The sequence below is a fragment of the Commensalibacter sp. Nvir genome (assembly GCF_963921845.1).
Taxonomy (GTDB): domain Bacteria; phylum Pseudomonadota; class Alphaproteobacteria; order Acetobacterales; family Acetobacteraceae; genus Commensalibacter.
Window position 1 is genome coordinate 1 of sequence record NZ_CAWUGZ010000108.1, and the last position, 10635, is coordinate 10635.

Below are 10635 nucleotides of genomic sequence, written 5' to 3' on the forward strand. Positions count from 1 at the left end.
GCTTAAATTGATCAATTTTATCTCCCAACCATCAACATAATAAAAATAAATAGTTATCTTCTTTATTTACGGTAAAGCATCAAGGGGCGACAAAATAATCAAAATTAATCTTTTATCTCTGTTGCTTACAGTAACAAAGCATAACATATCATAAAACAAAAAGCTATTGTTATCTGGGAAACGATTCTTAGGTCGTTTCATTTTAAAAAAATATCAGAGGGTAGTATTTTTCGAAAATCACTTTATTTTTACATCAGCAGTAATACAGGCAAAAATCTTTTTGAGAAAATGGTTAATATCGATAAGAAGACGTATTACTAATAACCACTAATTATTTTAAATACGTAATATTATAAATAATTTAACTCTATTCTCAAATGTTACAGTGTATTGTAAAAACTGGAACACCTATGTGACAACTTATGAATATCAATCAGGATAAAAAAATAGGATGATGAAGGGATTAATAGATAGGAAATACGACTTCATTCGTGAGTAGCGAAAAGTCGGTCTCACAGCCCAATAGATTTTTTTACATCCCTACTCCTAGAACTTTCAACCAATTTAGCAGACGCAGGATGCTTAACCATTAATAAAATGTCAAAGAGTATCTTCACCTAGCCCACGCACCAAAGACGGTCCGAATTTACTTTTAACGTGTTAAGATTTTCATGACGGTTTTTTATTTTTTAATTGTTTCCAATAATTTATTCGTTGAAAAATAGCTTCCTCCATCCCATTTTGAGAAGGAGAATATATTTCTTGTTTCTTAAGAGAGTCAGGAAAATAATTTTGGCCTGAGATCCCTTCTTTTGTATTATGATCGTATTGATATCCCTCACCATACCCTAAATTTTTCATCATTGCATTTGGAGCATTCAAAATATGTTTTGGAGGCATAAGGCTGCCAGTTTTTCTTACAATATCACGAGCTTTGTTAAACGCTTTGTAAACGGAGTTTGATTTGGAACAGGTGGCTAAATATACCACCAACTCCGCCAGTACAATTTCCCCCTCCGGAGATCCCAAACGATCATACGCTTGCCACGCTGAAATTGAAAGCATGAGCGCGTTCGGCGAAGCTAATCCTATATCCTCAGCTGCAAAACGTGTTAACCGTCTTGCAATATAGTTCAAATCCTCTCCCCCCTCGACCATTCTCGCATACCAATACAAAGCTGCATCAGGATCAGAACCTCGCAACGATTTATGTAAAGCAGAGGTCAAATTATAATGTTCATCTTGATTTTTATCGTAAAGGTGTGCGCGTTTCTGTAAAATATTTTCCAACATCGAAACATCTACGAGTTCATTCTTGAATTGCGAATGTATTTGCTCCAGCGTATTTAAAAACACACGAGCATCCCCATCTGCAAAACGAAACAATATCGAACGCGCCTCATCCGAAAATTGAAATTTTATCTTGAGAAAAGCTTCTGCTTTCTCTAGCAAAACCACAAAATCTTTTTCTTTAAAGGCATGAAGCACTAGAATTTTACATCGCGATAAAAGCGCATTGTTTAATGTAAATGAAGGGTTTTCTGTTGTTGCCCCTACCAATATAATAGTACCGTTTTCTACAAAAGGTAGAAAACTATCTTGTTGAGAACGGTTGAAACGATGGATTTCATCAACAAATAATAACGTTGGCTCCCCTGTTAACCGTTTATTTTTTTCCGCTTCATCAAATATTTTTCTAAGGTCTGAAACTCCTGAAAATATTGCTGAAACTTTGCTATAATTTAACTTACTTTCCTGCGATAACACCTGAGCAATGGTGGTTTTACCAATTCCGGGGTTTCCCCATAAAATCAAACTCGATAATGAATTGAAACGCACCATTCTTTTTAATACCCCCTCTTCGCTCGTAAGATGCTCTTGTCCAATCACATCTTTCAATGCCTGGGGACGCAACCTATCAGCGAGAGGCCTGTACCCTAGAGGTTCGTCAGTCGTTAAGGTAGAACATTTCTGAGGGGGAAACAGATCTTTTTCTTCTGATAGGTGCTTAAGGAAAGTTTTAGAAAACGACATAGTAACTCTTATTTAGCCTGGACAATTCCATAAGAAGCAGCACCCAAACCAGAGCAACTACAAGGTGATCCCAAGGGAACAGGATACGGCACATTACATGAATAAATTCCTGCTTTGCATACTGTTCCATAACCAGCATCAGACTTTTGACCTGGAGGAACCGGTGTACTTGCACTCCCTGTACAAGCACCTAATGCCAATAATAAGCCAAGCAATAACCAACGAAAACGATTGCTAAATTTCAAAAACTTAACGTTTATCATTATAGTCCTCCTATTTTGATTAGCGTAATGTTTTCCAAGTATCAATTTATCTATACCATTGAATTTACTTAAAAAACACCGCTAAATGCGTGTCGTTACCATTGGAAAAGTTATCCACAAAACCGTGGATAATTAAGAGGATGATCCTGTTAAGAAATTTGGTATAAGATATAATAAGTTTTTTATAATCCTTTGGACTATAGTCATTAATCTGTGGATAGAAATAATTTTATATATTTTAGAGGAAAGTTGAGTTTATGAATCGATCAGCCCTACGGTTTATGATTATATTTATTCTTTTGCCTCAACCAAGTTTTTCTCAAAGCAACGATCAAGAAGCTATTCGTTACGTTCAACACCGTTTAGAAACTATTAAAGCTATCCTTCGAACAAGCCCCCAAAATGCAAGCAATGCTTGCGTTGAAGCGTTAAAAAAAATTATAGACAATAAAAACAAACCGCTTACAACGGCGCAATCCTTATTCAATCAAGATATTAAATTTACAATTTTGAGAGCACTCACAGATAACGCACTATTATTATGTAGTGTTGACGCACAAACAATTTGTAGCCACCAACATTCCAATGAGATTCATAAAAGCTGTGAAGAAATAATAAATGAGGTTCAATAAAGCACCTGTTTTATCGAACCTCAATGCATCGAATTAAGTATTCCATTTCCAATTTAATATTTCTGGCATGTCTTCTCCATGTTCCGTAATGTACCGTCTGTGTTCAACCAATTTATCTCGAACCATCTGATCAATATATGCGGTTTTAGAAAAGAGTTTTGGAATGCGATTAACAACATTTGATACAATATGATAACGATCCAGGTTATTTAGTACAACCATATCAAAGGGTGTAGTTGTTGTTCCTTCTTCCCTAAACCCATGCACATGAAAATTCCTTGCGCTTTTTCTTTTATAGATCAAAGAGTGAATAAGTTGTGGAAAACCATGATACGCAAAAATTACAGGTTTATCTATTGTAAACAGCGAATCAAATACGCGATCGGACAAACCATGAGGATGCTGTGTATCCGACATTAAAGTCATCAAATCAACCACATTGATAAACCGTATTTTTAGGTCAGGAAGATGTTTATTTAATATTTTTACTGCAGCGAGTGCTTCCATTGTAGGGACATCCCCTGCACAAGCAATAATAACATCCGGCTCTCCGTTTTTGTCATTGCTTGCCCATTCCCAAATTCCTAATCCTTCGAGACAATGTTTAATAGCTGCGTCCATATTTAACCACTGTGGCTGAGGTTGTTTTCCTGCAACAATAACATTGATTCTATTTGTACTACGTAAACATCGTGAAGCAACATACAACAACGTATTGGCATCTGGTGGAAGGTAAACCCGACTAACTTCTGGCTTTTTAAGAACGACATGATTAATAAAACCAGGATCTTGATGGCTAAATCCATTATGATCTTGCCGCCAAACATGAGAGGTCAACAAAATATTTAAAGATGAAATTGGTCTACGCCATTCAATTTTAGCAGCTTCAATCATCCATTTAGCATGCTGATTAACCATAGAATCAATAATATGGATAAAGGCTTCGTAACAGGAAAATAATCCATGCCTACCAGTTAATAAATAACCTTCAAGCCATCCTTCAATTGTATGTTCACTTAATATTTCAAGCACTTGACCATAAGGCGACAAATGATCGTCGTAATCATATGTGGTCGCGTTCCATTTACGTTCTGTCGCTTCTAAAACATTGTTCAAACGATTAGAATTATTTTCATCAGGAGAAAGTACTAAAAAATTATCAGGATTTTCTTTAACGATGTCTCTTAAAAAACTTCCCAACACACGAGTGGTTTCATTAACTTCTTCTCCAGGACTGGTAACTTTTACAGCATAATGATAATAATCGGGAATCATTAATCCCCGCCTAACCGATCCCCCATTGGTTAATGGTAATGCACTCATTCGTTTTAACCCTGTCGGATTGAGAGAAGTAATTTCAGGAATTAACTTACCTTGTTTATCGAACAATGTTTGTGGATGATAACTTTTCATCCAATGTTCGAGCAGTTTTAAATGACCCGGTTTTTTTAAATCACCAAAAGGAACCTGATGGGCACGCCAGAATCCCTCAACACGCAATCCATCAATCGTTTTTGGACATGTCCACCCTTTCGGAGAGCGAAAAACTATCATAGGCCACAAAGGCCGTTTGATTTTGTTATGTTTTCTAGCCTCTTTTTGAATGCTTTTTATGTTATCAAAAGCTTGATCAAGTGCCTTAGCAAGCTTTTGGTGCATTTCGTTTGGATCATCACCTTCAACAAATATAGGTTCATAGCCATAACCTATCATTAAAGATTTTAACTCTTCATGAGAAATACGAGCTAAAACCGTAGGGTTAGCTATTTTATACCCATTTAAATGAAGAATAGGTAAGACAGCACCATCTGTTTTAGGGTTAACGAATTTATTACTATGCCATGACGCGGCTAAAGGACCTGTTTCCGCTTCACCATCACCAATTACGCAGGCAACAATGAGATCAGGATTATCGAAGACTGCCCCATAAGAATGAGATAAAGAATACCCCAATTCGCCACCTTCATGTATAGACCCTGGTGTAGCGGGGGCAGCATGACTGGGTATACCACCAGGAAAAGAGAATTGTTTAAAAAGTTTTTGTAGACCCGCTTCGTCTTGCGTAATATTAGGGAAAAGTTCCGTATAAGTATGTTCAATATAGGTGGCAGCAACTACACCTGGTGCACCGTGTCCAGGCCCCGCGACAAACATTATGTCTAAATCACGTTCCCGAATGATACGATTAAGATGCAAATAAATAAAATTCAAACCTGGAGTAGTACCCCAGTGCCCCAATAATCTGGGCTTCGTATGCTCTAATTTCAGAGGTTCTCTAAGGAGAGGGTTCCTCATCAAATAGATCTGACCAATGGATAAATAGTTAGCGGCTTGCCACCATTTATTAAAGCTTTCTATTTCTTTATCAGACAAAGGCTTTGAATTTGTCATTTACGTTTATTCCTTCTTAAATGAACTAGAAACAAGGTCTCACTAAGAAGTCGCCAGCCAATCCTATAAGATAATTTGTTAATTTATAAGATCATGGACCTCTCTTAGCATTACTGATTCCTCATTTGTAGGTATCGTCTTAACGATAACGGTACTGTTGGGCATACTAATCAACTCTTTTTTCGAGCGATTAGCTTCTTCATCAATTTTAATACCCAACCAACTCAGCGATTTACAGATTTCAGAACGGAGTTCACGAGCATTCTCTCCAATTCCTGCTGTAAATATTAACCCATCTATGCCACCCATTCCTGCAGCTAAACGACCGATTTCTCCAACAAGTGCGTATTTGAAAAGTTCTAAAGCTTGCTGACAAAATTCAGCCTTAGGGCCATTGTTTGCTATTTCTGCTTCGACATCTCTCATATCACTTGAAACTTCAGAAACACCTAATAAGCCAGATTTTTTCCAGATAAGGGTTTCGATTTCATCAGGAGACATTTTTTCTTCATTTAACATATACAAGATCAGCGCTGCATCAATATGCCCTGTACGTGTACCCATAACCAACCCATCAAGAGGGGTAAAACTCATTGAAGTATCCACACATTTTCCTTGATACACAGCGCTTACACTCGCGCCATTACCTAAATGTGCAATAATTGTTTTACCTGAAGCCAGAACATGATCGGTCTGTTTTAAATAATGAACAATATATTGATACGATAAACCATGAAAACCGTACCGTCTTACACCCTTGTCAAAATAACGCCGTGGAAGCGCAAAACGTTTCGCTTTATCGGGCATGGTTGCATGAAAAGCAGTGTCAAAACAAGCTATTTGGGGAATTCCTGGATTATTATGTAACATGACACGCATAGGAGATAGACTAGCGGGTTGATGCAATGGAACAAAAGGAGTAAGCGCTTCTAAATCCTGGTAAACAACCTCATCAATCAATACGGGATTGACATATTTTGAACCTCCGTGCACAACACGATGACCTACAGCAACAATAGGATCCTTTTTTGAGTAATTAAAGATCCACTCCAGCGTTTCCCCACATAACGTATCCCGAGCATCAAGCTGTGCAAGCTTAGGGTCTTCCCAATTTTTTTCGATGAGAACTTTTTTATGTTGGTCTACAATTTTAAGATAAGGTTTTGTACCTATACCCTCAAGTAACCCGCTGGCAACACTGGTAAAAGTATTACCATCATTATCTTGATAAAGAGAAAATTTCAAACTGGAAGAACCAGCGTTGATTATTAATATTGAATCTGCCATTTATTAAATACCTTTCTAAAGACAAATCAACTTGTCTAGACCGCATTAAATAACAGAAAATCACCATGAATAGTGAAAAAAATATTAAGTAATCAATTAAAACTTAAAAAAAGCAAACTCAACTTCAGAATATTTTTACACTGTCATCTTAATGATGTAACTTTAATTTTTTTTTGTCAAAACAATTGTACATTAATTCTTATTTCTCATTAATCTCGCTTTGTCTCGTTTCCAGTCTCTTTCGGCTATAGCCTGCCTTTTATCGGTTTTCTTTTTCCCTTGTCCTAGCCCCAGGGTTACTTTGGCAATCCCTCTTGCATTAAAAAAAATATCCAAAGGGACAAGTGTCATTCCTTCGCGAGTAATAGCCCCCAATAATTTGTCAATTTGTTTTTTGTGAAGCAACAATTTACGAGGGGCTCGAGGTTCAAATTTAGAAAAAAAACTACCTTGATATTCAGGGATATAGCTATTAAAAAGCCAAATTTCCCTTTCTCTTTCTGCAGCATAGGCTTCGTTTATCGTGGATCGCCCATGCCGTAAACTTTTAACTTCAGGCCCTTTTAAAACAATGCCTGCTTCAATTCTATCGGTAATAAGATAATTGAATGTTGCTTTACGATTTTTTGCAACATTGCCAAACGAGATTAAAGTACTTTTCTTTTTTTCGACCATAAATTAATCCAATAATCCAACCTCTTCGAGGGCATGTCTAACTTCAATACGTGATTTTTCCGAAAGAGGTGTTAAAGGAAGTCTACACATTTCACCCGCCAATCCTAATAGCGAAGCGGCATACTTAACCGGTATGGGATTAGCTTCACAAAACATTGCATCATGCAGAATAGTCAATTTATCCTGTAACGCAATTGCACGTGCTACAGAGCCTTCTTTCCATGCGTTTTGCATTTCAGCACATAATCGAGGCGCAATATTCGCGGTTACGCTGATACAGCCGTCTCCCCCCGCAGCTAAAAAGGAAACCGCTGTACCATCTTCACCAGACAACTGATTAAAAGGTTTTTTAACCGCTCTGCGAACTTTAATGGGTCTTTGCAGATCGGCTGTTGCATCTTTTACCCCAATAATATAAGGATTTTCAGCCAGTCTAGCCATTGTTTCCACCGACATATCAATAACGGATCTACCTGGAATATTATAAATGTAAATGGGAAATTCGGTTTTATTAGCGATTAAATTATAATGCTGATACAACCCCTCTTGCGTGGGTTTGTTGTAATAAGGCGTTACTACCAACGCAGCGTCAGCACCAATTTTTTTTGCAAAAGAAACCTTTTCTATCGTTTCTTGCGTAGAGTTTGAACCTGCTCCTGCCAAAATTGGTACTCGTTTATTGGTTACTTTAATCGCGATTTCTACAATTTGCTTATGTTCTTCCTGCGTTAAGGTTGGGCTTTCCCCTGTTGTTCCAACAGGGACCAAAGCAGAGCTGCCTTCACGTATTTGCCAATCAACCAATTCCTCGTATCGTTTAATATCCAAGGAACCATCTTTTTTCATAGGGGTAATCAAAGCGGTAATCGAACCAGTGAGCCATAATGTCATGGATAAGTATCCTTAATTCTTAAATAATTTTAATATACAAAGCTAATAGCATAGGTATCGATAAGACGAAGTGGGATAAACACCTAGAACTAAACACTCTTCAGAATAAAAATATAATTCGTTCATGGCTCGCTTTAAAGAAGGCTCGTCAATATGACCATCCACATCGACTAAAAATTTAGTAGCTGCAAATCTTCCATCATCCATATAACTTTCAAGGCGACTCATGTTCACACTGTTTGTAGCAAATCCTCCGAGCGCTTTATACAATGCTGCAGGTATATTTTTAATCTTAAATAACAACGTGGTAATAACATTCGGCTCACTTAAATCAGGTATTTTCCTTTCTTTGGCAACTATATAAAAGCGAGTGGTGTTATAAGATTCATTTTCAACATTTTTTTCTAAAATATCCAATCCATTTAATTCAGCCGCTAGCGATGAAGCAATAGCTGCATCTTCTACATTATTAATATTTCGAATAATCTCAGCAGCCCCTGCTGTATCAAATTCAACAATTGGAATTAAGTTCATAGATTTAATCAAATTAGAAACCTGACCCATAGCGACAGGATGGGTGTGTAGTCTCTTGATTTGTTCAAGTTTCGCACCTTTTATTCCAATTAAACAGTGTTCAACACGCTGGAAATGCTCACCAACAATGAATAATTTCGAAGAAGGTAACAAATTATGTATATCAGAAACACGGCCTACCAAATTATTTTCACATGGTAACATTGCTTGATCGGCTCTATTTTCTTGCACGGCTTGGATAACATCAAAAAAATTAGGACAAGCCAGTGTCTTCCAACCCGGACGTGCAAGACGACATGCCAAGTCTGAATAAGCCCCTGGACTACCTTGAAAAGCAATGACTTTAAAACTATTCATTTTTTAACGCTTCTCTTACCCGTTGCAAATCTTCGGCAGTATCGACCCCAAACGGAGGTTTTTTTATACAAGCACACCCGATGACCATTCCTGCTTCTAACGCTCTTAATTGTTCTAAATTTTCTCTTTGCTCTAAGGGGGAAACAGGCAATTGCACAAATGTTTTTAAGGTCTTCAACCTATAAGCATACACACCAATATGATGCCAATACATTCCCTCACCCCAAGGGATCAAAGATCTAGAAAAATACATGGCTCTAGCGTAGGGCTTGTCTTTAATAAAACTACAAGCAACTTTAACAACAGAAGGCGCTGTTTTTTCAAATTCAGTTCTTATAGGTGAAATCAACGTAGCCATATCGATTGAATCATCCATCAAAGGAACCAACACTTGGGAAATATCTTCAGGATTAATTAAAGGCAAATCACCTTGTAAATTAATGATGGTTTGGTAATTTTCTATGTTTTTTATCTGCGTTAAGGCTTGATAAACTCTATCCGATCCAGAGGCAAGTTTAGGATCTGTGTCAATACTATAACCCCCAAATTTACGAACTACTTCCGATATTTCTTTATCACCAGAAGCAACGATAACGTCGCCTATATTCGCACGTAAAGCTTGTTCATACACTCGAATAATCATGGGTTTACCAGCAATATTGGCTAAGGCTTTACCAGGCAATCGTGTCGAAGCAAGTCGCGTTGGAATTATGATTAAAGTATTCATACTAAAATTTCAGTTAAAGGATAATTTTTATCAATTCTTGTATAGCTGAAATTGTTTCTTTATTCTATAAACAAATAGCACAATATTGGTTTATACAAACGTAAAGATAGTAATGTAATGGACTATTTTGACTGGAACCGTTTATTCATAGCAGGCGTTTTCTCGATTTGTTTTTTATACGCAGCTTGGGGAATTAGTCATTTTATGGTTCCAGATACAACCCCAATAAAACCAATAATACTCATGGATTCGAACGAAGACGGCCCTTTAGATTTTAGTTCTGCCAATATTAAAGAAGGTGAAGAATTTTCACAACGACACTGCGCAATTTGCCACACGTTTACACCGAACGACCAAAAGCTAATTGGGCCTGGTTTATACGGCATTATGAAAAGAAATATTGCTTCTTTGCCTACTTTCCATTTTACAGAGTCATTATCTAAGCACAATAAAGAAAATTGGACGCCTGCGAGGTTAAATATTTGGTTAAAGCGTCCTACTGCATTCGCTTCAGAAACAAATATGGCTTATGCAGGGGCCTTGAATAAATACGATAGAATTAACGTCATTGCTTTTTTAAACTCACTTTCATCTAGACCCGATAATCTATCAAAAATAAAAACCTTGGAAAATAATAACATACGTCCAAATACTTCACTAGAACATAAAAATAAAACAAAATAAAATTATATCTGTTCTTCTAAATGACAGGATGATCAATTTCATAAATAGATGTGAAGTAGATCTAGATTTTTTACTATAACAATAGTATTAGAAACAAAGAAAAAATTTTACCTACTCTAAAAAAATACATTTAACGTATAATCTGCAATATCTTTTTTAT

The 10635-nt window shown here is 36.7% G+C and carries 10 protein-coding genes; 2 read left to right on the forward strand and 8 right to left on the reverse strand.

The window, feature by feature from the left end; genetic code table 11:
* Positions 1 to 669: 669 nt before the first annotated feature.
* Together AABE15_RS06660 and AABE15_RS06665 are read right to left on the reverse strand one after the other, a co-directional pair.
* Positions 670 to 2034 (reverse strand): replication-associated recombination protein A, encoded by a 1365-nt coding sequence (locus AABE15_RS06660; RefSeq protein WP_338330506.1) that lies wholly within the window; start codon positions 2032 to 2034, stop codon positions 670 to 672.
* Between the two features lie 8 nt (positions 2035 to 2042).
* Positions 2043 to 2297 carry a hypothetical protein gene (locus AABE15_RS06665; protein ID WP_338330507.1) on the reverse strand — a complete coding sequence of 85 codons (255 nt, stop codon included), beginning with the start codon at positions 2295 to 2297 and terminating at the stop codon, positions 2043 to 2045.
* A 257-nt stretch (positions 2298 to 2554) separates the two neighbouring features.
* Between AABE15_RS06665 and AABE15_RS06670 the strand changes: the two genes are divergently transcribed.
* Complete coding sequence (locus AABE15_RS06670) at positions 2555 to 2929, forward strand: hypothetical protein (RefSeq protein ID WP_338330508.1); 375 nt, start codon at positions 2555 to 2557, stop codon at positions 2927 to 2929.
* A 33-nt stretch (positions 2930 to 2962) separates the two neighbouring features.
* On the opposite strand, the gene AABE15_RS06675 is transcribed toward AABE15_RS06670, so the two are convergent.
* From AABE15_RS06675 to AABE15_RS06700, 6 genes are all read right to left on the reverse strand, one after another.
* Complete coding sequence (locus AABE15_RS06675) at positions 2963 to 5320, reverse strand: phosphoketolase family protein (RefSeq protein ID WP_338330509.1); 2358 nt, start codon at positions 5318 to 5320, stop codon at positions 2963 to 2965.
* 78 nt (positions 5321 to 5398) lie between these two features.
* Positions 5399 to 6607 (reverse strand): acetate/propionate family kinase, encoded by a 1209-nt coding sequence (locus tag AABE15_RS06680; RefSeq protein WP_338330510.1) that lies wholly within the window; start codon positions 6605 to 6607, stop codon positions 5399 to 5401.
* A gap of 192 nt (positions 6608 to 6799) precedes the next feature.
* Positions 6800 to 7282, reverse strand: a complete 483-nt coding sequence (gene smpB, locus AABE15_RS06685) for an SsrA-binding protein SmpB (RefSeq protein ID WP_338330511.1) — start codon at positions 7280 to 7282, stop codon at positions 6800 to 6802.
* 3 nt (positions 7283 to 7285) lie between these two features.
* Complete coding sequence (dapA, locus tag AABE15_RS06690; protein WP_338330512.1) at positions 7286 to 8173, reverse strand: 4-hydroxy-tetrahydrodipicolinate synthase; 888 nt, start codon at positions 8171 to 8173, stop codon at positions 7286 to 7288.
* Positions 8174 to 8215: 42 nt separating this feature from the next.
* Entirely contained in the window at positions 8216 to 9064 is an 849-nt protein-coding gene (locus AABE15_RS06695; RefSeq protein ID WP_338330513.1) for a prephenate dehydratase, read from the reverse strand.
* Positions 9057 to 9791, reverse strand: coding sequence for a 3-deoxy-manno-octulosonate cytidylyltransferase (locus AABE15_RS06700; protein ID WP_338330514.1), 735 nt, complete (start codon positions 9789 to 9791; stop codon positions 9057 to 9059). The genes AABE15_RS06695 and AABE15_RS06700 overlap by 8 nt, the downstream gene beginning before the upstream one ends.
* Before the next feature lie 117 nt (positions 9792 to 9908).
* Between AABE15_RS06700 and AABE15_RS06705 the strand changes: the two genes are divergently transcribed.
* A complete protein-coding gene (locus AABE15_RS06705) occupies positions 9909 to 10475 on the forward strand; it encodes a c-type cytochrome (RefSeq protein ID WP_338330515.1) in 567 nt (188 codons plus the stop codon).
* The last annotated feature ends 160 nt before the right edge of the window (positions 10476 to 10635 follow it).